This window comes from Klebsiella sp. M5al, from assembly GCF_002090195.1.
Taxonomy (GTDB): domain Bacteria; phylum Pseudomonadota; class Gammaproteobacteria; order Enterobacterales; family Enterobacteriaceae; genus Klebsiella; species Klebsiella grimontii.
In genome coordinates, this window is the sequence record NZ_CP020657.1 from 761,910 (window position 1) to 788,588 (window position 26,679).

General features: G+C 55.7%; 27 protein-coding genes and 1 pseudogene. 12 read left to right on the forward strand and 16 right to left on the reverse strand.

Annotated features, from left to right (window positions below; all coding sequences use genetic code 11):
- Positions 1 to 18 precede the first annotated feature (18 nt).
- The 4 genes from BWI76_RS03675 to BWI76_RS03690 all read right to left on the reverse strand — a co-directional run bounded on the left by BWI76_RS03675 (position 19) and on the right by BWI76_RS03690 (position 5,821).
- Positions 19 to 1,338, reverse strand: coding sequence for a restriction endonuclease subunit S (locus tag BWI76_RS03675; RefSeq protein ID WP_004137257.1), 1,320 nt, complete (start codon positions 1,336 to 1,338; stop codon positions 19 to 21).
- Positions 1,328 to 2,947, reverse strand: coding sequence for a type I restriction-modification system subunit M (locus BWI76_RS03680; RefSeq protein ID WP_049086903.1), 1,620 nt, complete (start codon positions 2,945 to 2,947; stop codon positions 1,328 to 1,330). Before BWI76_RS03680 ends, BWI76_RS03675 begins: the two co-directional genes overlap by 11 nt.
- Positions 2,948 to 3,010: 63 nt before the next feature.
- Positions 3,011 to 4,177 carry a restriction endonuclease gene (locus BWI76_RS03685; protein WP_004137261.1) on the reverse strand — a complete coding sequence of 389 codons (1,167 nt, stop codon included), beginning with the start codon at positions 4,175 to 4,177 and terminating at the stop codon, positions 3,011 to 3,013.
- A gap of 231 nt (positions 4,178 to 4,408) precedes the next feature.
- Complete coding sequence (locus BWI76_RS03690) at positions 4,409 to 5,821, reverse strand: PLP-dependent aminotransferase family protein (protein WP_004137263.1); 1,413 nt, start codon at positions 5,819 to 5,821, stop codon at positions 4,409 to 4,411.
- Positions 5,822 to 5,998: 177 nt separating this feature from the next.
- Between BWI76_RS03690 and BWI76_RS03695 the strand changes: the two genes are divergently transcribed.
- The 4 genes from BWI76_RS03695 (at position 5,999) to BWI76_RS03710 (ending at position 9,095) form a co-directional block, all read left to right on the forward strand.
- A complete protein-coding gene (locus tag BWI76_RS03695) occupies positions 5,999 to 6,163 on the forward strand; it encodes a DUF1127 domain-containing protein (protein ID WP_004098259.1) in 165 nt (54 codons plus the stop codon).
- A gap of 339 nt (positions 6,164 to 6,502) precedes the next feature.
- Positions 6,503 to 6,967, forward strand: a complete 465-nt coding sequence (locus BWI76_RS03700; protein ID WP_004133212.1) for a MarR family winged helix-turn-helix transcriptional regulator — start codon at positions 6,503 to 6,505, stop codon at positions 6,965 to 6,967.
- A gap of 6 nt (positions 6,968 to 6,973) precedes the next feature.
- Positions 6,974 to 8,041, forward strand: a complete 1,068-nt coding sequence (locus BWI76_RS03705; RefSeq protein WP_004133210.1) for an HlyD family secretion protein — start codon at positions 6,974 to 6,976, stop codon at positions 8,039 to 8,041.
- Positions 8,031 to 9,095 carry a DUF2955 domain-containing protein gene (locus tag BWI76_RS03710; RefSeq protein ID WP_004133209.1) on the forward strand — a complete coding sequence of 355 codons (1,065 nt, stop codon included), beginning with the start codon at positions 8,031 to 8,033 and terminating at the stop codon, positions 9,093 to 9,095. The genes BWI76_RS03705 and BWI76_RS03710 overlap by 11 nt, the downstream gene beginning before the upstream one ends.
- 2 nt (positions 9,096 to 9,097) lie before the next feature.
- Here the strand turns inward: BWI76_RS03710 and BWI76_RS03715 are convergent, their stop codons facing one another.
- A complete protein-coding gene (locus BWI76_RS03715; RefSeq protein ID WP_024360438.1) occupies positions 9,098 to 10,012 on the reverse strand; it encodes a LysR substrate-binding domain-containing protein in 915 nt (304 codons plus the stop codon).
- A gap of 312 nt (positions 10,013 to 10,324) precedes the next feature.
- Here BWI76_RS03715 and BWI76_RS03720 point away from each other — a divergent pair, with 312 nt between their 5' ends.
- From BWI76_RS03720 to BWI76_RS03730, 3 genes are read left to right on the forward strand one after another with little or no spacing between them, the layout of a single operon-like run.
- The gene (locus BWI76_RS03720; RefSeq protein WP_004133206.1) at positions 10,325 to 11,008 is read left to right on the forward strand and encodes a nucleoside recognition domain-containing protein; all 684 of its coding nucleotides are present in this window, start codon (positions 10,325 to 10,327) and stop codon (positions 11,006 to 11,008) included.
- Positions 11,001 to 11,468, forward strand: a complete 468-nt coding sequence (locus tag BWI76_RS03725) for a YjiG family protein (protein ID WP_004128539.1) — start codon at positions 11,001 to 11,003, stop codon at positions 11,466 to 11,468. Before BWI76_RS03720 ends, BWI76_RS03725 begins: the two co-directional genes overlap by 8 nt.
- 20 nt (positions 11,469 to 11,488) lie before the next feature.
- On the forward strand, positions 11,489 to 12,592 hold the full coding sequence (locus BWI76_RS03730; protein ID WP_004133204.1) for a M20 peptidase aminoacylase family protein: 1,104 nt from the start codon (positions 11,489 to 11,491) through the stop codon (positions 12,590 to 12,592).
- Between the two features lie 38 nt (positions 12,593 to 12,630).
- On the opposite strand, the gene BWI76_RS03735 is transcribed toward BWI76_RS03730, so the two are convergent.
- From BWI76_RS03735 to BWI76_RS03750, 4 genes are all read right to left on the reverse strand, one after another.
- Positions 12,631 to 12,885 carry a DUF3343 domain-containing protein gene (locus BWI76_RS03735; RefSeq protein ID WP_004133202.1) on the reverse strand — a complete coding sequence of 85 codons (255 nt, stop codon included), beginning with the start codon at positions 12,883 to 12,885 and terminating at the stop codon, positions 12,631 to 12,633.
- Complete coding sequence (yjiL, locus tag BWI76_RS03740) at positions 12,882 to 13,649, reverse strand: putative 2-hydroxyacyl-CoA dehydratase activator YjiL (RefSeq protein WP_004133200.1); 768 nt, start codon at positions 13,647 to 13,649, stop codon at positions 12,882 to 12,884. Before yjiL ends, BWI76_RS03735 begins: the two co-directional genes overlap by 4 nt.
- Before the next feature lie 8 nt (positions 13,650 to 13,657).
- A complete protein-coding gene (locus tag BWI76_RS03745; protein WP_004133197.1) occupies positions 13,658 to 14,809 on the reverse strand; it encodes a double-cubane-cluster-containing anaerobic reductase in 1,152 nt (383 codons plus the stop codon).
- Between the two features lie 82 nt (positions 14,810 to 14,891).
- A complete protein-coding gene (locus BWI76_RS03750) occupies positions 14,892 to 15,131 on the reverse strand; it encodes a DUF2164 domain-containing protein (protein WP_004133196.1) in 240 nt (79 codons plus the stop codon).
- 373 nt (positions 15,132 to 15,504) lie between these two features.
- Between BWI76_RS03750 and BWI76_RS03755 the strand changes: the two genes are divergently transcribed.
- Together BWI76_RS03755 and BWI76_RS03760 are read left to right on the forward strand one after the other, a co-directional pair.
- On the forward strand, positions 15,505 to 16,716 hold the full coding sequence (locus BWI76_RS03755) for a phosphoadenosine phosphosulfate reductase (protein ID WP_004133194.1): 1,212 nt from the start codon (positions 15,505 to 15,507) through the stop codon (positions 16,714 to 16,716).
- A complete protein-coding gene (locus BWI76_RS03760) occupies positions 16,716 to 17,342 on the forward strand; it encodes an IbrB-like domain-containing protein (RefSeq protein ID WP_004133192.1) in 627 nt (208 codons plus the stop codon). Before BWI76_RS03755 ends, BWI76_RS03760 begins: the two co-directional genes overlap by 1 nt.
- A 10-nt stretch (positions 17,343 to 17,352) precedes the next feature.
- On the opposite strand, the gene mdtM is transcribed toward BWI76_RS03760, so the two are convergent.
- Both mdtM and BWI76_RS03770 read right to left on the reverse strand, forming a co-directional pair.
- Positions 17,353 to 18,594: a multidrug efflux MFS transporter MdtM gene (gene mdtM, locus BWI76_RS03765; RefSeq protein WP_024360432.1), complete on the reverse strand. Its 1,242-nt coding sequence runs from the start codon at positions 18,592 to 18,594 to the stop codon at positions 17,353 to 17,355.
- A 163-nt stretch (positions 18,595 to 18,757) separates the two neighbouring features.
- On the reverse strand, positions 18,758 to 20,047 hold the full coding sequence (locus BWI76_RS03770; RefSeq protein ID WP_074168711.1) for a DUF445 domain-containing protein: 1,290 nt from the start codon (positions 20,045 to 20,047) through the stop codon (positions 18,758 to 18,760).
- A gap of 300 nt (positions 20,048 to 20,347) precedes the next feature.
- Here BWI76_RS03770 and BWI76_RS03775 point away from each other — a divergent pair, with 300 nt between their 5' ends.
- The gene (locus BWI76_RS03775) at positions 20,348 to 20,782 is read left to right on the forward strand and encodes an RICIN domain-containing protein (RefSeq protein WP_004133187.1); all 435 of its coding nucleotides are present in this window, start codon (positions 20,348 to 20,350) and stop codon (positions 20,780 to 20,782) included.
- A gap of 89 nt (positions 20,783 to 20,871) precedes the next feature.
- Here BWI76_RS03775 and BWI76_RS03780 read toward each other — a convergent pair whose 3' ends face one another.
- Both BWI76_RS03780 and BWI76_RS03785 read right to left on the reverse strand, forming a co-directional pair.
- A complete protein-coding gene (locus tag BWI76_RS03780) occupies positions 20,872 to 21,513 on the reverse strand; it encodes a LysE family translocator (RefSeq protein WP_024360430.1) in 642 nt (213 codons plus the stop codon).
- A 46-nt stretch (positions 21,514 to 21,559) separates the two neighbouring features.
- Positions 21,560 to 22,375, reverse strand: a complete 816-nt coding sequence (locus tag BWI76_RS03785) for an AraC family transcriptional regulator (RefSeq protein WP_064371498.1) — start codon at positions 22,373 to 22,375, stop codon at positions 21,560 to 21,562.
- Positions 22,376 to 22,478: 103 nt separating this feature from the next.
- Between BWI76_RS03785 and BWI76_RS03790 the strand changes: the two are divergent.
- Together BWI76_RS03790 and BWI76_RS03795 are read left to right on the forward strand one after the other, a co-directional pair.
- Positions 22,479 to 22,913 (forward strand): annotated as a pseudogene (locus BWI76_RS03790) (Rpn family recombination-promoting nuclease/putative transposase); the annotation flags it as partial.
- Between the two features lie 178 nt (positions 22,914 to 23,091).
- Positions 23,092 to 24,462 (forward strand): NAD-dependent succinate-semialdehyde dehydrogenase, encoded by a 1,371-nt coding sequence (locus BWI76_RS03795; RefSeq protein ID WP_004133184.1) that lies wholly within the window; start codon positions 23,092 to 23,094, stop codon positions 24,460 to 24,462.
- Positions 24,463 to 24,507: 45 nt separating this feature from the next.
- Here BWI76_RS03795 and BWI76_RS03800 read toward each other — a convergent pair whose 3' ends face one another.
- The 3 genes from BWI76_RS03800 to yjiA form a co-directional block, all read right to left on the reverse strand.
- Entirely contained in the window at positions 24,508 to 24,828 is a 321-nt protein-coding gene (locus tag BWI76_RS03800; RefSeq protein WP_004133183.1) for a hypothetical protein, read from the reverse strand.
- Positions 24,828 to 25,373 (reverse strand): YfaZ family outer membrane protein, encoded by a 546-nt coding sequence (locus tag BWI76_RS03805; RefSeq protein ID WP_004133182.1) that lies wholly within the window; start codon positions 25,371 to 25,373, stop codon positions 24,828 to 24,830. Before BWI76_RS03805 ends, BWI76_RS03800 begins: the two co-directional genes overlap by 1 nt.
- A gap of 349 nt (positions 25,374 to 25,722) precedes the next feature.
- Positions 25,723 to 26,679, reverse strand: coding sequence for a GTPase (yjiA, locus tag BWI76_RS03810; RefSeq protein ID WP_004133181.1), 957 nt, complete (start codon positions 26,677 to 26,679; stop codon positions 25,723 to 25,725).

Below are 26,679 nucleotides of genomic sequence, written 5' to 3' on the forward strand. Positions count from 1 at the left end.
TAACAGGGGCAAAATGCATTATGCGGGTTCGGTTTGGTTCACTAAATCCGGGAGATCCTCCAGAGACAGCTCGCCGGAGATAAGTTTGGGGAGCAGAGTGTCGCGAAGGGCGGTTAGATCATATGTATTTCGATTGTTGAAGCTTATTCTTTTAAATATGATATCTGTTGATATTTTATATTGATGCAGTATATCAGTATCAGGTAAAAGAATGGGGATTTTTCTTATGATCTTAGAGTTGACAGCCGTTGCAATAGAGGATGTACTTCCTAAAGTATTGTAATCAAAATGCTGTAAGTATGAATACAGATACTCTTTGTTGACCCCATGCTTCATATTATAAAAATGAGCAATAGCCTCATTGGTGGTTAATATGCTCTCTGCTATCGCTATTCGGCCAATAGTCAGTTTGAAGCTTAATAAAACAGCTCCTTTAGGTACAATCTTTACGTTGTAGTTATTTACTGCATCAGTAGTTAAATATTCACTGCTTTCTTTAATAAATACATTGCAATTACCAAGATCCTTAATTGAGACCCATGTGTAATTGCTGTCTTTTTTGTGGCTGAAGCACTCCTTTTGATTACGTGGAGGTGTTTTCCCGATAGAAATTGTTGCGATTTCTTCAGCATTTTTGTGATACCAATCTTTCGGCACCCAACCCAACTCTGTTTCTTCAAATTCAGCCGGGAACAGTGCACGGATATCCGCCGGAAGTGGTTTGAAATCTGCACTACTGCGTACTTTTTGACGCAGTTCGGCGCGAGATTGCAGCGCTTCCGGGATTGGGTTTCCCGCATCCAGCGCGTTATCAATCACCGGGTCAAAATCCACAAACCAGGATTTGAACAGGGTTTGTGACATTTGTTCCAGGGTTTGGTTGATTTGCTTACCAAGCGTGACTCTTTTCTCTAATTGATAAAGCTGGGCAGCCACTTTTTGTTGGATATCTAGATAAATAGGTACTTTAACTTTGGCCTTGTGCAGATGATTTCTGTTTACTCCTGGTACTGCTGCTTTATCTGTATAGTCTGCATACGAAATTGTCTGAAGAAGGTAATACACGAATAAAGGATCGTTTCCCTTAAAGTCAACAACATAAAGTGTTGTATTGAGAGGCCAAAAATCTTCTTCAGAATAGAAAACCTCACCAATTGTTCCATATCGACCTGTTACTACACCAGGCCCCTTAACCATTGGTTTGTCATGGAAATCAGTAAAACCTGATGAGGAAATTATTGGGATGCTACCTTCGTTTCGAGTGCTTTTAGGAAGATCATAACCACGTTTAAGCTCAATAAAATCGCCTAATTCACATTCTTTCCACTTACTCCCCATAACCCAACGCCTCCAGGTTCTGGCGAATGGCTTTATCCAGTTCTTCCGCCTGCTTCATCTGCGCAAACAACGTCTGCGACAACTCGCGCATTTTGGTTTCAAATGCCACGCCGTCGTCTTCCTGCTCGGCGGCACCGACGTAGCGGCCCGGCGTCAGCACATAGTCGTTAGCCTTCATCTCTGCAATAGTCGCGACCTTGCAGAACCCGGCCTGGTCTTCGTACTGCGCCAGCTTGCTGTCGCCGCGCTTAACGCGCTCGACCAGCTCTTCCGGTGTGCTGCGCCAGGCATGGTAGGTGTCGGCGATGATGGCGATGTCGTCCGCCGTCAGCTCTTTGATGGTGCGGTTGATCATGGTGCCAAGGTTACGCGCATCGATAAACAGCGTTTCGCCCTGACGGTTACGATAGCCTTTGGCCGGATCGGCCGCCTTCGACTTAGTCATAAACCACAGGCACACCGGGATCTGGGTGGTGAAGAACAGCTGGCCGGGCAGGGCAATCATGCAGTCGATCAGATCGTTTTCGATCATCTGCGCGCGGATCTCTCCTTCGCCGCTGGTGTTGGAGCTCATCGAGCCGTTCGCCAGCACAAAACCGGCGGTACCGTTGGCCGACAGCTTGGAAAGCATATGCAAAATCCAGCCGTAGTTGGCGTTACCGGTCGGCGGCGTGCGGTAGCCAGCAAAGCGCGGGTCTTTGGTCAGCTCGGCATCGTTGCGCCAGTCTTTCAGGTTAAACGGCGGGTTGGCCAGAATATAGTCGGCTTTCAGGTCCGGGTGCTGGTCGCTGAAGAAGGTGTCCGCCGGGCGCTCGCCGAGGTTGGCGGAGAGGCCGCGAATGGCAAGGTTCATCTTCGCCAGCTTGTAGGTGGTGGCCGTCAGCTCCTGACCGTACAGGGCGATATCACGGCTTTTCCCCTGATGGCTTTCGACAAACTTCACCGACTGCACAAACATCCCCGCCGAACCGCAGCAGGGGTCATAGATTTTGCCCTCGAACGGTTCGAGCATTTCGGTCAGCAGCGTCACCACGCATTTTGGCGTATAGAACTCGCCGCCGCCTTTACCCTCAGTGGCGGCAAACTTGCCGAGGAAGTATTCATACACGCGACCGACCAGGTCTTCTTTCGACAGCGCTTCCACGTCGGTTTCGTGGGCCAGCGTTTCGATGTTATCGATGGTGTCGATAAGCGACGCCAGCTTCTTGGTTTCCAGATTCTGACGGCTGAAGTAGTTGTCCGGCAGCGCGCCTTTCAGCGTCGGGTTGCGCTTCTCAATGGTGGAGAGCGCGGTATCAATGCGCACGGCAATATCATCCTGTTTGGCGTGCTGCTTGATGAACGACCAGCGCGCCTCTTCCGGCAGATAGAAGATGTTGTCCTGCTGATAGAAGACTTCCATTTCGAGGAAATCGCCCTGGCCTTCGTCTTCCATCTTTTTGCGGCGGGCTTCAAACTTATCGCTGATAAATTTGAGGAACACGAGGCTCAGCACCACGTGCTTGTATTCGGAGGATTCAACGCTGCCACGAAGCTGGTTCGCGGTATCCCATAATGTGTCTTCAAAGCCTTTCTTTGCTTTGGCTTTTTTGGTTGGTGCTTTGGCCATGATGAACTCGTTCTGGAAAAATTTGCTGGCTATTGTAACGGTAAAAGAGGTGAAGTTCGCCCTCTACTCAATCTCCAGCTCATCAAACAGTTGTAAATCCACGTCCAGTAATTCAACGGCATTACTGCGTCTGATCCCGACGTTGTTTTCAATCAACAGTTCCAGCAGGCGATCGCCGTCGATTAGCGTAATCGGCGCGGCTCCGGGGAATAACGCCGCCTCTGCGCATTTTGCCGCAAATTTTCCAGTGGTGATTAGCGTGCCGCGAATAGCTTTGTGGTAGGGCAAAGCGCCGCGCAGCTGATCGATAAACGGGCGGGTAATGGTATTTTGCATCCGCTTCACCTGCACCACTTCGGTAATAGTGGTGATGCCAACCTGCACTTTACCGACCACATCCACGCCTTTATCGCCGGAGGCTTTGGTCACCTCGACTTGTTCATAACCCATCGCTTCCAGTAGTTGGCCGACCAGATGCTCAAATTTGTAGGGATTCATAGTGGAGATCTGTTCACGCAGCAGCTCTTTTTGCTGTTGATTGTAGCGCTTCACTGCATCCAGAAGTTCTTTGCGCGGGTCGGTTTGGCGTTCTGGCAGCGCTTTGCCAAGCCATTTTCTACCGGTATCGGTAATTTTGTAGCTCATCCCTTCGCGGGCCACCAGTTTACGTTCAACCAGGTTATACAGCCGGGCATAGAGCGTTGTTTTAACTGAACTTGGAGAGGCGAATTTAGAGTGCTGATGCAAGAAAGCCTGCCATTCCGGAAGCAGATCGGCGCGCCGGGCCTGTTCGCGGCCGGCGAGCAATTCCAATAGCTGCAGCATGCCTTCAATATCGTCCAGTTTACGCAGCGTCGCTTCATCATAAGCGAGGAATAAGCGTCCTTGTTCACTGGGATGCCAGCCACCATCCTCATCGGTCTGCATCAAATCGAATAGCGGGTTGTTGATAAACATATAACAACCATAGCTGTGGCGGGGGTTAAGTATATGGTTATCTGTATTCCAGATTTGCCAGGCAATTTTGGCATCCTCACCGCTCAGTCGTTCCTTAATCCAGTGGTCCGGTTCGGACCAGTCAACCGGGTTCTGTGGCGTGCCGGTCTGTTCCTGAATGGCGGAGATCATATTACGGACCGATTTTACTGAGCATCCTGCTACGGCTTTCATCATGGCGCGGGCCTGGTCGTAGGTCGGGAACAATGGGGTAATGACTTTGTAATTTCGCATGGCAATTCCTTCGCTAAAGCAATGTACAGCATCATGGCATTTTATAAACAGTGATGAAGGGTCGGCTATCACTAAATGTATGTAATTTCATAATATTGCTCGCCTTGGCGGGTATTCATGTGTCTTCCCCGGAGGCGGCGCTTGACGCGCCTTGTCCGGGCTACCGATCCGCAGACGGCGGTGAACCCGTAGCCCGGTCAGCGCAGCGCCACCGGGGACCAGCCTATAACCTCACTCCATCGCCACTTTCACCGCCATGCCCAGCTGCACCATCACCTCTTTATGCTTCTCAATCGGCGGCAGGGCGCAGTTGATCCTTAAGCAGTTGCGATACTTCCCGGATGCTGAAAACAGCGATCCCGGCGCGACCTGGATCTTCAGCCGGCACAGCTGCTTCGCGACGCAGACCATGTCCACCTGCTCCGGCAGCTCGACCCACAGCATAAAGCCGCCTTTCGGGCGGGTAACGCAGATTCCGCAGGGGAAAAACTCCCGCAGCCAACAGGTGTAGATCTCCATATTACGCTGATAGATCTGCCGCATCCGCCGTACGTGGCGGTGGTAGTGGCCTTCGCGAATAAAGTTACAGGCCGCCAGCTGGGTGGAGGGGACGTTGGTGCCGCTCGCGGCATACTTCATCTGTAGCAGACGATCGTAATAACGGCCGGGGGCAATCCAGCCGATGCGCAGGCCGGGAGCGATGGTTTTGGTAAACGAACTGCAGAGCATCACCCGGCCATCGATATCCCAGGAATGGATGGTGCGCGGGCGCGGGTATTCGGTCGCCAGCTCGCCGTAGATATCATCCTCAAAGATAACGATATCGTGGCGCTGGGCGAGGCATAGCACCGCCCGCTTGCGGGCATCCGGCATGATAAATCCCAGCGGATTATTGCAGTTGGGGACCAGGATCACCCCTTTGATCGGCCATTGATCGAGCGCCAGCTCTAACGCCTCGATGCTGATCCCGGTTTCCGGATCGGTGGGGATCTCGATGGTTTTTAGCCCTAATCCGCGTAGCATCTGCATGGTGCCGTAGTAGCAAGGGGATTCGACGGCGACGATATCGCCGGGCTGGCACACCGACAGCAGCGCCAGCGACAGCGCGCTGTGGCAGCCGCTGGTAAGCACCAGATCGTTGGCGGTGACCACCGAACCGCCGTCGAGCATCAGGCGGGCGATCTGTTCCCGCAGTTCGCGACGCCCGGCCAGCTCGTCGTAGTTCAACACTTCGCTAAGGTTGTGCTGAATTGCCCGGCTCAGCTCGCGCCAGATAGGCTTCAGGCTTGGCTGGGTGACGTCCGGCGAGCCGCCGCCGAAGGGGATAATCGATTTATCGTGGCGGGCGTCGAGCATGGTCAGCACCTGATCCCACTGAGTGATCTCTACCGGGCGCTGGACCGGCCGCGACATCGGCGGCACCGGCGGCTGAGCTTTACGCGGGGCCACGAAATAGCCGGATCGCGGCTGCGGCACGATCAGCTGCTGCTGTTCCAGCGTCTGGTAGGCCTGCTGAACGGTGCTGATGCTGACGCCGTGTTCCTGGCTCAGGCTGCGTACCGACGGCAGCTTTTCGCCGGGGCGATACAGCCCCTGTTCGATGCGTTCTGCCAGCAGGCTGGCCAGATGTTGATAGCGGGTCATGCTGTATCCTTGATCGTCGCCATACAGATCAATAAACCAGTACAGATTGGCGGTAAAAATGAGGTCTGCTGTACGTTTTAGCGAATCTGTATGTTAAAGAAAAGTATTTTGTGAATCTGTATTGTTTAGCCCCGGATCCGTGAAGATAAAGCCTCTGGCAAGGTGAGGAGGTAGAGGATGGAATTTCACGAGAATCGGGCAAGACAGCCGTTTATCGGCTTCGTATTTCTGGCGCGGATAATCAAAAAATGGTGGCTTCGCGAACAAACACGCAGAACATTGCAGCGAATGAGCGACGAACAGCTAAAAGATGTCGGACTGCGCCGGGATCAGATCAATTAAAAAGTGCGATTTTTTACCCGGCATTTCCCCGGAGGCGGCGCTTGACGCGCCTGTCCGGGCTACCGGCCCGCAAACGGTAATCAACCCGTAGCCCCGGTCAGGCGTTAGCCGCCACCGGGGAGATGACCGCAGCTGCCCTGGAGGTGGTTTCCCGGAGGCGGCGCCTGACGCGCCTTGTGCGGGCTACCAGACCGCGGAGAACTGTAGCCCCGGTAAGCACTAGCGTGACCGGGGATGATACATTCATAGAATTTATCAATTCATGCTTATCAATTCTTCGTTTCTTGATACTTATCGTGATAAGTATTATTTTCTTCGCAGCTAAGTGAGGAAAATAAGATGACCGAAGACGATCTGTTTGCCCAGCGCCCGATGGGCATGCGCATGGCGATGGTCGTGCGCCAGTGGCGCGCGATTATTGATTCTGCCATTACCGACACCGGCCTGACCCAGTCAAGCTGGACGGTGCTGATGCAGCTGCATCAGTTGGGGGATAACGTCTCGGTCAGCGAGCTGGCGGAGGTGCAGGGCATTGAACTGCCGCCGCTGATGCGCACCCTCACGCAGCTGGAAAAGCAGGGCTATCTGCTGCGTTCAACATCGCCTTATGACAAACGCATCCGCCTGCTGACGCTGACGGCGGAAGGCCGCGCTATTCTGGAGAAGCTGAACCGCGTGATTGAGACCTATCAACAGCGCGTCACCGAAACTATCCCTGAAGCGCAGCTCGCCGCCTTTAGCGCCACGTTAAATCAAATTGCCTGCAATCTGCGGACTATCCGCGAAGAAGATAACAAGATCTAAAACACTATGATGACCCCTGAACAGAAATTTGCCCGCTGGGTAAGGGTGAGTATTGCCGCCTTCCTGGCCATATTCGCCTGGTTTATCGTTGCCGATATCTGGATCCCGCTCACGCCGGACTCCACCGTGATGCGCGTGGTCACGCCGGTCTCGTCGCGCGTCTCCGGCTATGTCTCCCATGTCTATGTGCACAACAATAGCCAGGTGAAGAAGGGCGACCTGCTCTATGAACTGGATCCGACGCCGTTTATCAATAAAGTGGAAGCGGCGCAAATCGCCCTTGAACAGGCGAAACTCAGCAACCAGCAGCTGGACGCGCAGATCGCTTCTGCCCGCGCCAACCTGCGCACCGCCCAGTACACCGCGCGCAACGATAAGGTGACCTTCGATCGCTACCAGCGCCTGAGCACCATGCAGAACGTCTCTCAGTCGGATCTGGATAAAGTGCGCACCACCTGGCAGACCAGCGAGCAGTCGGTCAGCGCGCTCAACGCCAGCATCCAGAATCTGCTGATCCAGCGCGGCGAGCGCGACGATGCGCGCAACGTCACGTTGCAGAAGTACCGCAACGCACTGGAAGAGGCGCAGCTTAACCTTGGCTGGACGAAGGTGCGCGCCGAAACCGACGGCATGGTGAGCAACCTTCAGCTTAACCCCGGTCTGTACGCCACCGCCGCCACGCCGCTGCTGGCGCTGGTCAGCAATCAGACCGATATCGTCGCCGATTTCCGCGAGAAGAGCCTGCGCCACACCGGCGTCAACACCGATGCCGCGGTGGTGTTTGATGCGCTGCCGGGGAAAGTCTTCCGGGCGCACGTCACCAGCAGCGATGCCGGTATTCTGGCCGGACAGGAAGAGGTCAATGGCCAGCTGTCGCAGCCGGAGCAGTCTACCCGCTGGGTGCGCGACGCGCAGCGCATGCGCATTCACGTCGCGCTTGATGAGCCGCTGGATAAACCACTTCCCACCGGGGCCCGCGCGACGGTACAGCTCTATAACAGCGATGGCCCGTTCGCCCGCACCTTTGCCGGCGCGCAGATCCATCTGGTGAGCCTGCTGCACTATGTCTATTAATACCCTGGCGCGGGTTTTCACCCCGCACGGCAACATCGTCTATACGGCCAACGATTTTCGCCAGACGCTGCGCATCGCCGTGGCCGGCACTATCGCGCTGAGCATTTCGACCTTCTACGACGTGCAGTACGGCGTCTTTTTCGTGGTTTATCCGCTGATGCTGCTGTCGCTGGTGCCGGTATTTAACCGTCACGTGGCGCGGCAGTTTGTGTTCAGCGCGGCGGTAAACTGCGTCGAAATGGTGCTGATCGTCGGCTATCTTTCGCAGTGGCCGGTGATGATGACGCTGGTGGTGTTTGGCCTGTACGTGATGCGCTTTCGCTTTATGAGCCAGGGGCCGCTGTTTCTGCTGGGGTCGATGGGCGTGGTGTGTCAAAGCACGATGCTCAACTTTATGAGCTATCCCACCAGCAACTGGCACACCCTGATGTTCTCCAATATGGAGGCCTGCGTGATGGCGGTGGCGCTGAGCGCATTACTCAACTACTTCATCCCGGACGTTGAACCGCGCAAGCCGCCGCCGCGCATTGAAAAAGACGCCGCCCGTATTCGTCATGAATCGCTGCTCTCCGGCAGCGTGGCGACGATGATCTTTGTGATCTTCCAGGTTTGCGATCTGAGCGACTCGCTGTCGGCGCTGATGGCGGGGATTTTAATTCTGTTCCCGATGCACTATCGCGGCGCGGTAATCAGCTCGATCTGGCGGGTGGTGGGGGTGGTGCTGGCCTGCCTTTATATTCTGGTGGTGCAGCTGATTATTTACGACTTCAGCAACCATATGCTGCTGATGATGCCGCTGATTGGCCTCGGCCTGGCGTTTAGCGCACGCCTGCACGTGATGGAGAAAGTGGGTGCCGGCGTTGGCTTTGCCAGCATCACCACCATCGGCATCATGTTCGGCCAGAACCTGCATCCGGACCAGGACCTGGTGTTCAGCGATCTGTACCGCATCACTTCCGTCACCGTGGCGCTGATCGTCACGCTGACCATGGTCTTCCTTATGCATCGGCTGCTGAACTGCTTTGCGCCAACCCGGTTTGTGGTGACCGAATAAGCTCAGGCCGCCAGCGCCCGCTGCGCGTCGCGAAAAGCGTTGTGCAGCAGCCGCCACATATGATGCGCCGCCGGAGAAAAGCGGCGGTCGGAGTTGCGTAGCAGGTGGCACTGGGCGCTGCTGGCGATAGGATGGTCAATGGGGACCGCGGTCAGAATACCGTGGGCGATCGCTTCCCGGGCGGCGTATGCGGTCATAAAAGAGATCCCCAATCCCGCCTGGCTCAGGCTCATGGCGGTGGAAAAGAGGTTACAGCGATAGGCCGGATGAAACTGCCGTCCGGCGGTTTTAAACATGGCGTTCATATGGCGCTGCAGGCCAAAGCTGTCGGTGAGCGCGATCAGGCGATATTGCGTGAGCTCATCGATGGTGACGGCGCGCTGGGCTGCGATGGGATGCTGTGGCGAGACCACCGCGCAGATAGGGCCCCACTGAAAGCTGTGGCGTTTAAGCTCCGGGTTGCCGATGGGGCCGAAGGCGACCGCCATATCCGCTTCGCCGCTGGCGATATCGTTGAGCATCTCCTGCATGCTGCCGACACTAATATCCACGAACACGTTAGGCCAGGACTGCGAAAAGGTGCTCATCACCGATTCAATAAAGGTGGTGACCAGCCCGCCGCCAATCCTCACTGAAATTGTCCCGCCGCGCATGTGGCGTAAATCCTTCAGATGGCTTTCCAGCTTTTCCCGGCGTTGACGGCTTTCGAAGTAGTCCTCCGCCAGCAGACGTCCGGCTTCGGTAAGCACCACGTTTCGCCCCTGGCGTTCCAGCAGCGGCAGCTCCAGCGCCCGTTCCAGCTGCGCTATCTGGCGGCTGATGACTGACGGGTTGATACCCAGCATATCGGCAGCCCGGCGAATGCCTCCCTGAATCCCGACTTCATACAGATAGCTCATTGGCCTCTCATGCAACATCGTTTCTCGCTCCTTTGTTGACCTGCGGTCAACAATAACACCCTTTCACAGGTATTTATCATCCCGGCAAGTTATAGATAATCGTAATTCGGACAAAAACTGGCAGGGAGGAAAATTCTCATCGCTTATTCCCGGCTTGCTATTAAGGTGGCAAGGCTCGGGAAGTTAAAGAATAAGAAATGGTGATGATGCTGATTAAGGGAATATGGAAAAGCTTATCAGTGAAAATAATAAATTCGAATAACAATAAATTGACAAAATTTCAAATTGCAAACAATCGCACTAACATTTCATTATGTGAGAGGACAGGCTATGAGTGAAAATAAAACGTTGGAATGTTCCTCCGACGAAACGACAAATGAGTGGAAAGTCGGGCCCGGAGCCTGGATTTCACTGATCATCGTATTGTTAGTTTTCTCCGGGTTACTGTTTAAGGTTGAAGGCATGGCCTGGCTGGGGGCGTTTGACTTTACCACCCTCGGCGGCGCGTTCGGCACCATGAAAACGCCGGAAACCAACACCTTTATCGGCAGCGGCGGCATCAGCGCCAAGGCCGGTTTCCTGTTTGCCCTGTCGCTGGTGCCGACGGTGATGCTGGCGCTGGGGCTGCTGGAGATATTTACCCACTACGGGGCGATCCGCGCGGCGCATAAGCTGCTGACCCCGCTGCTTCGCCCGCTGCTCGGGATCCCGGGCTATACCGGCCTGGCGCTGATTACCGATTTACAGAGTACCGATGCCGGCGCGGCGCTGACCAAAGAGCTGTATGACAGCGACAAAATAAATCGTAAGGATCTGGTTATTATGGGTGCCTGGCAATATTCCGGGGCCGGTCTGATTAATAACTACTTCTCAATTGGCTCAGCGCTTTTCGCTTCGTTAACCATTCCTATCATTATTCCGCTGCTTTTAATGTTTGTGCTGAAATTTGTCGGCGCGGCAATCACGCGTCTGGTTCTGAATACCGCTTATAAAAGGGATTTTGAAAATGAATAATTCGGCAAAAGTCGGCAGTAACCCGTTCGATATTTTCGTTATCGGCGCGCGCAAAGGATTTAATATCGCCATCAACAATCTGATGCCGAATGTATTAATGGCCTATGTGATCGCTGAAATGCTCAATTTGCTCGGCGTGATGCAGATCATCGGCCACGTCTGCGCGCCGCTGATGGGCCTGTTCGGCCTGCCGGGGGAAGCCATTACCGTATTGCTGACCTCCTGGCTTTCCGCCTCTGCGGGAACCGGCGTGGCGGTGAGCCTGTTGAGCAAAGGTACCCTCAACGTGGCGGATATCACGATTCTGATCCCGGCGATTTTCCTCATGGGTTCGCAGCTGCAGTACATGGGGCGCCTGCTCGGCGTAGCGGATGTCCCGAAAAAATATTGGCCGCTGCTGATGGCGGTGAGCATTATCAATGCCGTCATCGCCATGCTGGTCATGCGCGTGATTGCATAATAGAAGGCAAGGAGTAAGACGTGTCGCGAACATTAGAGCATTTCAATTATCTGCATCAAATCCCGGAGCTGGGCTTTGAAGAGTACAAAACGTCGGCATACATCGGCGATGCATTAGAAGCCACAGGGTTTCAGGTGCAGCGCAACGTCGGCGGCACCACCGGCATTGTTGCGCTGCTGGATAGCGGTAAGCCGGGGCCGGTCGTGGCGCTGCGGGCGGATATGGATGCGCTGGGCCATATCATCGATGGCCGCTTAGAGGCTCGCCATACCTGCGGTCATGACGGTCACTCTTCGGTGGTGTTGACCGCCGCGGAAGAGATCCTCACCGAAGGGCTGGTAAAGCGCGGGAAGCTGAAAATACTCTTTCAGCCCGCTGAAGAGCTGGGCACCGGGGCGATCGCGCTGACGGAAGCGGGCGTGCTGGACGACGTGGAGATGCTGTTCGGCTTCCATCTCAGGCCGCTGGAGGAGTGTCCGAAAGGCAAGGCGGTGCCGGCGATGTACTACTCCGCCTCGGCGACGGTGATGGTCGATTTCCACGGCAAAGCCGCGCACGCCGCCCGGCCTCATCTGGGCGTTAACGCGCTGGACGCCGCGTCGCACGCGGTGCAGGCGGTAAACGGGATTCATCTGGCGCCTTCGCTGACCTGGAGCGCTAAAGCGACGCGCTTTCTGTGCGATGCGGGAGTGACCAATTCGGTGCCGGCGAAAGCGCACGTGTGCTGGGATCTGCGCAGCGCGGAAAATGAGGGCATGGCGACGTTGAAAGAGCGGGTGGTGCGAGCGATAGAGAGCAGCGCGGCGGCTTACGGCGCCACCGTCGATATCCAGATCGTCAAGGAGATGCCCGCCGCGATTATCGACGAACAGGCTACGGCTATCGTCAGCCAGGCGATTCGCGAAACGTTTGGCGAAGCCGGCTTAACGGCAGCGAAGAGTACGCCGGGCAGCGAGGACTTTTTCCACTACCTGCGCCTGCGTCCACAGGTGAAGGGCGGGTTCTGGGGGCTGGGCTGCGACCTGCTGCCGGGGCTGCATCATCCGGAGATGCGCTTCGACCGCGCCGCGCTGGCGGATGGCGTGCGGGTGTTTAAATCCTGCGTTCGCCAGCTGCTGGAGTGAGGGACTAAACCCGGATATTGTGCTCGCTTCACGCCGGGTTACGCCTGCTGCGGAAACTGAGCCAGCAGCTGATAATCATCCCCGGCGACGCGAAACAGGGTTGCCGTGTGGCCGGGGAGAATCCACTTCTGCTCTTCGCCCGGCTCACAGCGCAGATAAATGCACAGCCCGCAGCCGCCGCGCAGCTGGCGCGGAATGTCCTTCACCCGGAAGGTCGCTCCCGCCGCCTGCAGGGCTTTGCGCATCCGCACTACCCCCACCGTTGAGTGAAATAAAAACAGATATTCCGTCACCGGCGGCTCCTCTGACGTAAACCGATCAGCGCCGCGCCGATCGCCCCGGCAAACTGCGCGTCGGGATGCGTCTGCACCGCCATACCCACGTGCTCCTCCAGCCTCCGCGCGAAGGCCGCGCAGCGGCTGACGCCGCCGGTAAACAGCAGCGGGCCCTGCGCCGACAGGCGGCCGATAAAATTGGCGCTGCGTCGGGCCATGGCGTTGATCACTCCGGCGAGGATCGCCTCCGGCGGCACCCCGGCCGAACGCAGGCTGATGACCTCGGATTCGGCGAACACCGTGCACATACTGGTAATCGCATGGGGCTCAACGCCTTCGGTGATGCTGTCGAGCTGGTCGACGCTGGCCCCCAGCGTACGCGAGATCACCTCCAGAAAGCGCCCCGTGCCCGCCGCGCATTTATCATTCATCAGAAAATCGGTGAGATTACCCGCGTCGTCCAGCTGGATAACCTTGCTGTCCTGGCCGCCGATATCGATGACCGTCCGGGTCTGCGGGGCCAGCAGCCGCGCGCCGAGCCCGTGGCACGAGATCTCGGTGACCTGCTTATCGGCAAAATCCACCAGCTGGCGACCGTAGCCGGTTAAGGTTAAAAAGGGGCGTTCGCTTAAGCCAGCGCGGAGCGTTTCCCACGCCTCAACGATGGCGTCGGCGGGGCGAAACGGCGTCGGACAGAGAAAGCGGCGCTGAATCACGCCATCGGCGAGCAGGATGCCTTTGGTGGCGGTCGATCCGGAATCAATCCCTACGGTAACGGTCACGCGCGCTCCTAAAGCATCTCAATAAAGGCCGCCACGCGGGTGCTGAGCTGGCCGAGATCCGCCATCGAATAGTCGGTCTCAATGGCGATATAGGGGATATCGTGCTGCTGGCGCACGTGGCGTTTTATCGCCAGCGACTCCACCGCGTAGGTATGGCAGGCCTGCAGAATGACGTCTACCACGCCGTCGGCCTGGTACTCTTCTACCATTTGACTGAGCAGGGACAGGCGCTGATCATTTGGCGAAATACAGGAGCAGCCGATGGCGAGATATTTCTCGGTCAGGGCGTCGTAAACGTCACCCGTCTCCTCCACGCAGCGCTCGGTGGCTTTCGCGCCGGTGCAGTTTTCAAAACCGACCACCCAGCCGCCGTTGTCCTCAATGGCCTTCACCACTTTTTCCGCCGCGCCGCCGATCGGGCAGCCGGTGATCAGAATACGCGGCCGCGCCTCCAGCCGTTTGCCCTCTTGCCACTGCAGGCGCACCCGATCCGCCATGTCGTTGAGCTCATCGATCAGCGCCGCTTTATCGAAGCGGAAGGTCGCGCCGTAGACCACTTTTAAAATATCGCTGCCGCTGAGCGCGGGCGGGTTGAGCTGCCCGACGCGATAAAAGTTCGCCAGCGCCCGCCGTTCGCGGTTCTTGAGGATAATCGCCTCGCGCAGGGCGGCTTCGGTGATCGGCGTACCAAAGCGATCTTCCACCGCCTTCTGCAGGCGCAAAATTTCCGCTTTCCACAACGCTCGCGAGGCATCATCGCTGGCGCTGTTCGGCAGCTGCATCACGTGCACGGCTTTGAATTCGGCCATGTATTCGTACATTTTCTTTTTGCCGTCGCAGGTGGTTTCGCCCACCACGAGGTCGGAAAAGTAGAAGTAGGGGCATTTGTCAGTCTTGCCAAAACCGTAGCTGCTTTTTATCAGCGGACAGAGGTTGCGCGGCAGATCCTTTTCCGCCTCTTCAATCGTCTCGTCGGAGGTGGAGCACAGCGACACCACCACCGCGCCGGCGGCCAGTGGAATTTCCTGCGGCATAAAGGTGCAGTAGGTGCCAACCAGCGGTATGTTTTGCTCTTTAAGCTCCATGACCGTGAGGAAACCCTGCTGGCGGGCTGCGGAGAAGTGGTCAAAGATGGCGGGTAGATGGGTGATAAGCGACATGGTTTTCCTTCCCCGTACACGGGAGATGATGAAAGAGGCCGCATTATAACCCTGTTTATTGTGCGTGTTTATTGATCTCCCGCTAATAGACTTTTTTCAGATCCATCTCTTCCTGAATCCGATCGCTCAATGCAAGGTGGGTGGCGATGGCCGCATCAATCCCGGCGTTATAAAACATTGGACCCAGCTCTTTCGCGATAAAGTCGACAAAGAATTCCGCGTCAAATTGCTCCAGCTCCAGCTCAAAATTCTCTTCGCAGTATTTACACAGCTTCTCGCGCAGCAGATCGCGTTGCGGCGGGCTGAGATCGATATCGCTCATAGCGTTCCTTAATCAATATTGTTACGGTGAATCAGGGCAGCTGATTATATCCGATCGCGGGGAGTCAGTTGTGATATGGCGTGATGTTTTTGGCCACAACGAGGTAGGTTGATTAAATCGCTCAGGAGCTAATTGTGACTGAGATCACAGTATTCTCGATAAAATGAAGATAATCTGAGGGATTCTCATAACCTCATGAATTTAAATGAGATAATATGGTTTTTATGATGTGAATAACATTTAGTTGCGCTCGCCTTTTTTCAGCATGTCGGTATCTGGATGAATAATCTATAGACCTGTTTTCAGGTTATCTGGCTTACGGATTTTTTCTATAAGTACATTCTGACGGCGATTCATTTATCAGGGGTGAAGGATGAAACGCGTAAAACTGGATATGAATGTTTTTGACGCTGCTCTGATGCGCCTGGATTGGGTATTTGATACTTTCGAGCAGGTCTGTTTATCTTTTTCCGGCGGTAAAGACTCGACGGTATTATTTCATCTGGCGGCGGCCGTTGCGCGTAAAAAAGGGAAAAAGTTTGCGGTATTGTTCGTGGACTGGGAAGCGCAGTATTTATTAACTATCCAGCACGTGCAAAATATGAAAGAGCGCTATCAGGACGTGGTAAGCCGCTTCTACTGGGTGGCGCTGCCGATGACCACGGTGAGCGGCGTATCGCAGCACGAGCCGGAATGGGTCGCCTGGCGGGCCGGGGTTGAATGGGTAAGGCAACCGCCGGATGATGCCATCACCGATGCCGGTTTTTTCCCTTTTTATCAGCCTGAAATGACGTTTGAAGCCTTTGTTCCGGCTTTTTCGCACTGGCTGGCCGCCGGGAGAAGCCTCGCTTCGCTGATCGGTATCCGCACCGACGAGTCGCTGCATCGCTACATGGCGCTTACCTCGCCGACCAAACTGCGCTTTGAGGACGATAAGCCATGGACCACCGCCTCGCCGGAAGGGTTTAGCTACACCTGCTATCCCCTCTATGACTGGCGGACCCGCGACATCTGGATCTTTAATCACAAGTCGCGGCTCCCCTACAACCCGCTCTATGACCTGATGCATCGCGCCGGCGTGCCGCTGAAAAATATGCGCGTCTGCGAGCCTTTCGGCCCCGAGCAGCGGCGCGGGCTGTGGCTTTATCACATACTTGAGCCGGAGACCTGGGAGCGGATGTGCCGTCGGGTATGCGGCGCGCACAGCGGCGCGATTTACGCCAACGCCAGCGGCGACTACTTTGCGCTGAAGACCAAAATCCGCAAACCGGCGCATTTTAGCTGGCGCGAATATGCGCTCTTTCTGCTCGATAGCATGCCGGAGAAAACCGCCGAGCATTACCGCAATAAAATCGCTATTTATCTGCACTGGTACCAGACCCGCGGTTTCCCTGACGATATCCCCGATGAGCAGGAAAAAGATCTCGGCTATCGCGATATTCCCTCATGGCGCCGTATCTGCAAGACGCTACTGAAAAACGATTTCTGGTGCCGGATGCTGTCGTTCAGCCCGACGCAGCCTAAGCACTATGAGCGTTACTGTCGGCTGGTGAGTAACAAACGTAAAGAGTGGAGGACGCTTTGATGTCACCGGATGTGGCTAAGACAGTGATTGAGTATCTCGAGTCGTTTGACGATGTTGACTTGAAAATCAAAGCGATTAACGAGCTGAAGAGCCTGATCCACCAGCACAGCCCCTTCTGCCGCGAGCCGGTGGACTGCGTGCTGTGGGTCGAAGCCAACACGGTTGAGGCGAATGACTACAACCCTAACGTGATGGCGACGGTGGAAAAAAAACTTCTGGAGCGTTCTATCGAACTGGATGGTTTTACCCAACCGGTAGTGGTAGCCCGCCAGCAGCGACGGCACCTGGTCGTGGACGGCTTTCACCGCCATCTGATTGGTAAGAGTCGCCCGGAGCTGAGCCGCCGTCTGCATGGTTATCTTCCGGTGACGCTCATCAATGCCGAGCGGGAGGGGCAGAAAGAGCGTATCGCCGCTACCATTCGCCATAATCGCGCCAGGGGCAAACACCAGATCGCGGCGATGTCCGACATCGTCCGCGATTTACATCGCCAGGGCTGGGACGATCGGCGCATCGGCGAAGAGCTCGGTATGGATGCGGATGAGGTGCTGCGCCTGAAACAGATCAGCGGCCTGACGGAGCTGTTCGCCGACGAGAGCTTTAGCGAAGCCTGGACCGTGGAGTAGTCAATGTGCGCTACTCCTGCGCCAGCATGGCTTCCGGTCGCTGGCGTATCCGGCTTAATAAGCCTGCCAGACAGCACGCGGCCGCGATCCCCGCCGCCACCCCCAGCAGATGAAAAGGTAGCCTGCCGCCGTTAAACCACAGCCAGCGCGCCGCTTCGATGGAGAGCGCGCTGACGCTGAGGATCACGATATTCAGCGACGCGGAAACGGTGCCCTTTGGCAGATCGTTAGAAAACAGAGTAAAGCGGAATAGCGTCGGGAAAATCAGCCCGATGCCGAAAGCATAGAAGCAGGTGCCGAGTACCGACCATAGCCAGACGTTCGGCCACAGCAGATTGCCGAGGATCAGGATCGCCAGCCCGATCATCTGGATAGGGACCGCGCGCCAGATAAAGCGCGAGCGGGTGGGATCTTTTACCCAGCGCGCCACCGACAGGTTGGCGATAATCACCGCGCTGAAGACCGGCGCCTGGGTCCAGGCGAACTCGGCGGTGGTTAAGCCGCCGTCGTCAATCAGGATAACCGGCGAGACCGCAACCCAGCTCATCAGTGGAATATAGCTGAGCGAGAGCGTGGCGGCGCCAAACAGAAAAATGCGGTTGCGGAAAACATCGCGGAAATCGCGCAGCACCCCCCTGGCGCTGAAGGGGACGTCGCCGCGCCGGACGGTCTCCGGCATATTCAGCAGCAGCCCCAGCCAGGCGATAAACCCCATGACGGCAATAATGCCGAACAGCACTTTCCAGTGCACGAAGTGCATCAGCGCCGCGCCGGAGAGCGGGCCAACTATCGGCGCAATCAGCACGATCGAGGTAATAATCGCCATCAGCTTAATGGCTTTTGTCTGGCCGAACGCCTCCTGCACGGTGACGTAGCCGACGGTGGCGATAAAACAGATACTGGTGCCCTGAACAAAGCGCGCGGCAAGGAACTGCTCCATTGAGGTGGTGAACAGGGTCGCGAAGCAGGCCAGGGTAAAGATCAGCGCGCCGGTGAGCAGTACCGGACGGCGGCCGATACGATCGGAGAGCGGCCCGAGCAGCCACTGTAGCGCCATGCCGCCGGCCATATACAGGCTGACCGACGCGGGCGCCAGCGCCACGTCGGCGTCAAAGTCGCGCACCACGTGGATAATACCCGGCTGGATAAGATCGGTGGTCAGATAGGCGGCAAAGTCATAGAGGATCAGCGCTGCCGGGAAGAACAGGGTGGCGGAATGGCGGGCAAAAAAGCGGGTCATCCATTGCAACATCGGTGGGCTCCTTGTTGAGTCTCTACGCCATAAATAGCCGTTTATGCGCGCACTATTTCAGCACTTCACACTGCAATAAATTTAGGGTCAACCTAAATATCCATATGTTTTTAGCGGTTAATATGTATTCGTGTAATAAATACATTAAAAACAAATAGTTGAATTAAATATGTAAATGCAGCAGCGCCGGAATTTGTGAAAACAGCCACAGCAGCAGGCCGATAGTGCCGCCGACCAGCGTGCCGTTGATGCGGATAAACTGCAGGTCCTTACCAATGTTCAGCTCGATTTGTCGCGACATATCGCGGGAGTCCCAGCTTTTGACCGTATCGCTGATATGGCGCGTCAGGAAGGCGGCAAACTCCGGGGCCACCCGGTGCGCCGCCTGCTCAAGGTGTTCGTTCAGCGATTCGCGCAGCGCCTCATCGTGGAGCAGCGTTTCGCCAAACCACTGACCGGCTTCGGCAATGCGCTGCTTGATGCGTGAATCGTCGCTATTAACGTCGTTTTTAACCCAGCCGCGCAGGTCGGCCCACACTTCGCCCAGATAGCGGTTAAAGGTCTCATCGTTTTTCAGATACGCTTTGATATTGTCCGCTTTTTCCGCCATCAGCGGATCGGACTTCAGGTTGTCGATCAGCTTCAGCGCCGCGCGATCGAAGGCCTGGCGGATCTGATGGGCGCGATCCTGACTCACTTCGTCGAGCAGCGTGTTAACCGCGTCGGTAACCATTTCAGCGCTGTGCTCGCCGAGCCATTCGGTAGGCAGCAGTTTGGCCTTTAGCGGATGCTCGGTCTCCAGCCAGTGCACGATACCGCGGGCAATAAACGCCCGCGAGCTGTCGCGCTGGAGCAGGGCGATCAGCTGGCTAATCAGCGAATCGAGCAGCTTCTGGTGGCGGTTATCGCGCGTCAGACCCTCCAGCATCATGGCGCTGGTTTGGGTTAAATCGACCTTATCAATTGCTTTATGCACCGCCCGGCGCAGCAGGCGCTGAATGCGCGCATCGTCGGTGAGCTCGAGAAACCCGCTCATCACTTGCAGCAGATGCTGGCCGACCCGCCGCGCGTTTTCCGGCTGGCTGAACCAGTTACCGAGCATCAGCGCCGGTTCGTAGCGGCGGATCAGCGCCACCAGCGACGGTGTATCAAGAAATTTTTCCTGCACGAAATAGCCGAGATTATCGGCTATCCGGTCCTTATTGCGCGGGATAATCGCCGTATGCTGCGCAACGAACGGCAGCGGAATGCGGCGAAACAGCGCCACTACCGCGAACCAGTCCGCCAGCGCACCGACCATCGCCGCTTCGGAAATAGCCTTTAGCGCACCGACCCATGGCGTCGGCGGCAGCACGAGGGTAGTGATAAAAATAGCGGCTGCAATCAGCAGCAGCGAGAGCGCCAGCAGCTTGGCGCGTTTCAGTTCAGCGAGTTTTTCCATAGTCTTAAGCATATAGCCTGACGGCTAATGCGTAAAATCTTCGCCATTTGACGCCCTGGTCATTCGGATTCCTCTTTTTCCGACGAGAGAGACGAGGAGGGTTAATTTAATTTACGTAGCTTAAATTCTATTTTTAAATAATTAAAGTTAAATACATTCATAATATATATTTTACATGAGTTCTTTCTTAAATTAATTATTAATAAGTGATCTTAATCACATTATACTCAAGGTTAAATAAGGCATTGTTTATTTCAGGGAGAACGTTAATCAATTTCTCTTGCTACTGGTCTTTTATAAAAGGAGTTGATCATGATTGGTATATTTAAATATACAGCAAAAAAAGACATGGTATTAGGTATTAGCGATCAGCAAACCGGGGCTAAGGCTGTTATCTTACCAGCGTCCTCACCGTTAAATAAAATTCTGTGGTCGGTTGATGACAGGACCGGCGAGATCGTCCTGGCCGCCAGTGAGGAGCTGCTGCTGGGTATCCGCGAGGATCGTATGGGTTCAGGCGCAGCGATTGAGCTCCAGGTTCGCGGGAATAAAGCGACGCAGCGGTGGGATTTAGTCAGCTCACGTCGCTTTATTAAAAGCAAACAAAATCCGACCTTTGTTATGGACAGCTACAACCGCGGCACAAACCCGGGGAATCCGATTATTCTTTTCGAATTTAACGGCTCGGAAGCGCAGCAGTGGGTATTTGTGCCGATGGATATGTTGACGGCAAATAGCCCGGAATAAATATTGTTTAAAAGAGAGAGAGAATAGAGCCTCGTTTATTCTTGTACAGAGAATGATGAGGCTTTGTCCTTATCGGGTCGTCGACAATACTAATTAAAAATAAACTGCCACACAATCCAGCCGCCAAAAACCATCAGTATGGCGCCGGCCGTGCGCTCGACTCGCCAGACGACGGCGGAAAGGCGGCGCTGCACCGAGGGTAGCGCAATCAGCGTGACCAGCAACAGATCCCACAGCAGCACCACGCTGGTCATCCATGCCCCGCTGACGGCCTGCTGCACCAGCGTGACGTTCGGTCCCAATAGGGAGGTCATCAGCGCGAGGTAGAAGAGCGCGTTTTTCGGATTCAGCAGCGAAGAACCCAGCCCGAGAAAAAGCTGTCTCACCAGCGACGGGCGCGAAGCCGAGGCGCCGTGCAGCGCCAGCGTGGCCGGGCGGCTTCTGAGCAGCAGGCTGCCAATCCACAGCAAATACGCCGCGCCCAGCAGCTCAATCACCGTAAACAGCAGCGGCGCCTGGCGCAGGATCCCCCAGCCGATAATCGCCAGAATAATATATAAACCGTTTCCGGCGGCAATACCGAGACACAGGCCGACGCTGCCGCGCAGGCGATAGCGGATGGCGTAGCCCACCAGCAGAAAAAAATCCGGCCCGGGGCTCAGCAGGGCGACAAAATGGGAGAGCGCCAGCGCGGGGAAGGCGGAGGGAAAGAGCGTAGCGAGTATGTCCATAGCAACCTCAGTAATAACCTGAGGTCACCCTACGCCAGCGCGAACGCTAATTATTGTCTGTTATTGATCGGCGCTGCGCATACTGGCGCGGCGTGGCGGCGGTATAGCTGACAAAGGTTTTATGAAAGTGGCTCTGGTCGGCAAACCCGGCCTGGTAGCCCACATCGGCGATAGTATCCCCGGCGCGCAGGCGCGATTTGGCGAACTCAATCCGCGCGATATTGATAAAACTGGCGGGCGTCAGGCCGGTATCGTGCTTGAAGGCGCGGATCAGCGTCTCTTTACGCAGCGCAAACTCCTCGGCGAGGCTATCCAGCGTCGGCGGCGCCTGCAGATTGGTTGCCAGACGACTGAACAAACGCGCGCTGGTTTGGCTTAGCGCCGCAGGCGCGAGCGGGCGCAGCGGCAGGCCGCGCAGCAATCGGGCGACGCTTTCGGGTAACGCGGCGGTGTTCTGCTGGCTCATCAATTCCACGATCTGCAAATACCGGGCAAACAGTTCGGCATCGCGTATCACCGGCTGGGAGGCTATCAATCGCTCATGATGCCCATCGCCTGCCAGCTGTCGCCAGCACCAGCTTAGCTCGAGATAGAGCATATGGTAGCTGCGCGGCTGGCCGTCGCGCGGATTACAGCTGTGGGGCGCCTGGGCGGGAATAATAATCAGATCGCCCGGCCGCAGCAGATACTCCTGACCATTGCAGAGACAGCGCGTTTCCCCCTCGATAATCGCCCCAATGGAGAGCTGCGGATGGCGATGACGTTTATAGGCCTGGCGGCTGTTCCAGGTACTGCGCAGCTCCAGCCAGGGCAGCTGTTCGTCGCGCCAAAAGGTTTGCTGAATATTGCGCGTATGGCTCACGGTGGGCTCCTTAGCTGAGAGGGATAGTTGTTTATAACATGCCTTCAGCCTGCGGAAGAACCGCGAGTCGCCTTCCACAAAAATGTCTCGCTTGCAAACGAGGAATGAAATTGTCCAGCATCGCCGAGTAGCCTTACTTGAACTGCTGCAAAAACATATTCGTCAGCGCGATCTGCTGGGCATTGTGGAACATCTGACGGCCATTTTGCTTAGCGGATACGCTAAGGACAGGCAGCTAAAAACGCTGTTTAATTATCTGATTCACTCGGGCAAAGCGCTTCGGTTGGGGAAATTTATCCGCGAAGTGGCCCGGCGGGTACCGCATCACAAGGGGAAGCTAATGACTATCGCCGAAAGATGACGTGAAGTGGGGCGCAGGCAGGGGAAGCGGGAAGGTCGACCTGAGGGCGTTGAGGAGGGGCAGCGCGCCGAAGCGCTGCGTATTGCTCAAACGATGCTCGCCGAAGGGATGGCGCTGGAAACGGTGCTGAGAATTACCGGTGTGTCGGAGGCAGATATCCGGGCTGTTATTCACTAAGCTATTGATATATTGACGTTATTTATGAGGGGTTTATGCTGATAGCGTTCCCCGTTCCATTTCGGGAAAATTCCGTATCTCTCTGAGTTTGGCCGCATCCTCAGCTATCTCGACTACCCTTAACAACCTGTGCGGTATTTATGACTGCGTTAACAGCGATAACAAGGAGACATGCGATATGGCTTATCAGACGGTGAATCCTGCAAATAATCAGCTCATCAAAGCGTACCCGTCACACAGCGATGCGGACGTAGAAGCGGCCCTGCAGAAGGCGGATGCGCTATATCATTCGTCGTGGTCGAAAGGCGATATAGCGCAGCGGCTATCGGTGCTGCACAAGCTGGCTGACCTGATCGACAGCCGGGTTGACGAACTGGCGAAAATCGCCAGCCAGGAAATGGGCAAACTGATTGAGCAAAGCCGCGGTGAAGTGAAACTGTGCGCGCAAATTGCCCGCTACTACGCCGACAACGCCAAACAGTTTTTGGCGCCGGTAAAGTATCCGTCCGAGCTGGGTGAAGCCTGGGTCGAACACCATCCCATCGGCGTGCTGATGGCGGTAGAACCGTGGAACTTCCCTTATTACCAGCTTATGCGCGTGCTGGCGCCGAACCTGGCGGCGGGGAACCCGGTTATCGCCAAGCATGCCAGCATCGTCCCGCATTGTGCGGAAACCTTCGCCCACCTGGTACGCGAAGCCGGCGCGCCGGAAGGCGCGTGGACTAACCTGTTTATTTCTCAGGATCAGGTGGCGAAGATTATCGCCGACGATCGCGTACAGGGCGCGGCCCTGACCGGCTCGGAAAAAGCCGGTAGCGTGGTGGCGGCGCAGGCGGCTAAACACATTAAGAAAGCGACGCTTGAACTGGGCGGTAACGATGTCTTTGTGGTCCTGGACGATGCCGATCTGGCGAAGGCGGTGAAGATCGGTGTACAGGCGCGGCTCAACAACGCGGGCCAGGTGTGCACCGCGGCGAAGCGCTTTATCCTGCATGAAAAAATTGCCGACGCGTTCCTGAGCCAGTTTACCGAGGCCTTCCGTCAGGTGAAAATCGGCGATCCGCTGGATGAGAGTACGACGCTGGGTCCGCTCTCCTCAAAAGATGCGCTGGAAACGCTGACCAGGCAGGTGAATGACGCGCTGAAAAACGGCGCGAAGCTGCACCTGGGCGGCAAACCCGCGCAGCGGGAGGGCAGCTTTTTCGAGCCGACCATTTTGACCGGCATTACCCGCGATAACCCGGCCTACTTCGAAGAGTTCTTCGGTCCGGTCGCGCAAATCTACGTGGTGAAAGATGACGATGAGGCGGTGAAGCTGGCCAACGATTCGCACTATGGCCTTGGCGGAGCCGTATTCAGCCAGGATATCGAAAGGGCGAAACGTATGGCCTCGCGGATTGAAACCGGGATGGTCTATATCAACTGGCTAACCGATACCGCGCCGGAGCTGCCGTTTGGCGGCGTTAAGCGCTCCGGGTTTGGCCGCGAGCTTTCCGATCTTGGCATTAAAGAGTTTGTGAATCAGAAACTGGTCGTCGTGCATAAATAACGGCGTGAAGACAAAAACCTGCCATCCGGCAGGTTTTTTTGGCGATCACTGAACTTCAATCTTATCCCAGCCGCTTTTAAACATGCAGCTGTCTACAAGCGTATCTCTGCGCCCCGCATTGGCGTCCTCCACCGTATAGCTGGTGGAAATATCCTTTTTCTTGTTCTCTTTGTCCGTTTTTTCCGAGCTTGAACCGGTGACGACGTTATCCGGGGGGAGATCGATCAGCGCCTGCGCTTCGCACTCGGTGAGCTTTTTATTCATCTCCGTATCGCTGACGCCCGGTTTCACCCATTTGTACTGGACGCAGCCTGACAGCAGCACGGCGAGGCTCAGCGCGCAAAGCGCGGCGAAGCGGCCGTTCATCAGAAGGTAACCCCACCGCCGACATAAGCGCCGTCAATCAGCGTGTGGCCCGGGCGGCCATCTTTGCCGTCGACGCTGACATGGCGATAGCCCACTTTCAGCGTGACCGGGGTGATGGGCGTCCAGCTTACGCCGCCGTTGGCTTCAACGTAGTTTTTGACGCTGTTGTTCAGGCCCTCTGGCGCGGCATAGCCCTCACCATAGAGATGGATGCTGTCGGTCAGGGCCACGTTGACGCCGCCACCGATAGGGAAGGCCACGCCGTTATCGCCTTTTTTGGGACCCAGGTAGATAGCTTTCGCGCCGGCATTGAGCATCACCGGGCCGAGTTCCAGGTTATAACCCGCGCCGACGCCGCCTGTCTGGGTACCGTCATCGGTATTTTTGAGCCAGTTGCTTTCCACATACAGGCCAGAGGAGGATTTCCCCATTTCCAGATTCAGGTTGGTGAAGTTCTTGCCCTGCTCAACGGTACCGCCCATCGCCAGTGCGGATCCCGAGACGGCGGTCAAGGCCGTGAGGAGAAGGATATTCAGCTTTTTCATGGTTTGTGCCTCATCATTACATTACGCGGAGGGCACCTTAACAATCGATTTTTATGACTGCAAATCAGCTAGCGATGACTGTTTTATGCTAATTTTGTTATTAGATATATTTATTTGTGTTGTTTGTTAGTTGTTTTTACGGCGCTGTCAATGGGTAATCTTTGGCCGTTGAGCGTGAGTTGAATCTTTTGGCTAAATATTCGCTGAACAGGCGAGAAAAAGCGGTTATAAACGCAATAATTGCCTTTCTAATTATTTCCAAAAACGTTTCTGTTGTTACATATAAAAGTAAAGTTTTACATTTTCATGCGCGTATTCCCCCTCCTGAAGAGGGGGATGAGCTGCGTGGCTACCTGCGCAGGCTTTCAAAGGCGGTGCGAATCTCATCTTCCGGAAGCTGTATCCCAATAAACACCAGGGTACTGTGCGGCCGTTCATCGCCCCACGGCCGATCCCAGTCGGCGCTGTATAGCCGCTGAACCCCCTGGAACAGCAGGCGGTTGGGCTCGCCGTCGATCCACAGCATCCCTTTATAGCGCATTAGCTGTTCTGCGAAGGTGAGCAGCAGGTTTTCCATCACCCGCGACACCTCGCTGATATCCACCGGATAATCCAGCTCCACCACGATAGACGACACGTCGTTCTGCTTATCGGCCATAAAGTGGAAGCGCGGTTTGCTGCTGACCACGTTCTCTTCCAGCATAAAGCCGCTGGTGTTAAACAGCAGGTTCAGATCGATATCGCCGTGGGTAACGTTGTAAATCGGCGCGCGGGCGTTAATACGCGTCAGCCGTTCGCGGAGCTTGTCGCTGTCGCCCGCCACGTCAGTTTTGGTGAGCAGAATGCGATCGGCGTAGCCCACCTGCGACTGGGCGATGGTGAACTGATTCATCTGCTGGTCGGCGTGCACCGCGTCAACCAGCGCAATCACGCCATCCAGCAGATAGCGTTCACACAGCACATCGTGAGAGAAAAAGGTCTGGATGATCGGGCCGGGGTCGGCCATGCCGGTGCATTCGATCACCAGCCGGTCAAAAGCGATGTCTCCGCGATCGCGGCTGTCGAGCAGATCGAGCAGGGCGTCTTCCAGCTCGTTGGAGCGGGTACAGCAGATACAGCCGTTGGTCAGGGTTTTAATCTGCGTGGCGCGATCGCCGATAAGCTGGTTATCGATGGCGACTTCGCCAAATTCATTTTCGATAACGGCAATTTTAAAGCCGTGCCGTTCGTTCAGAATATGACGCAGCAGGGTGGTTTTACCCGCGCCAAGAAAACCGGTCAGCAGGGTGACTGCAATCGGTGCCAT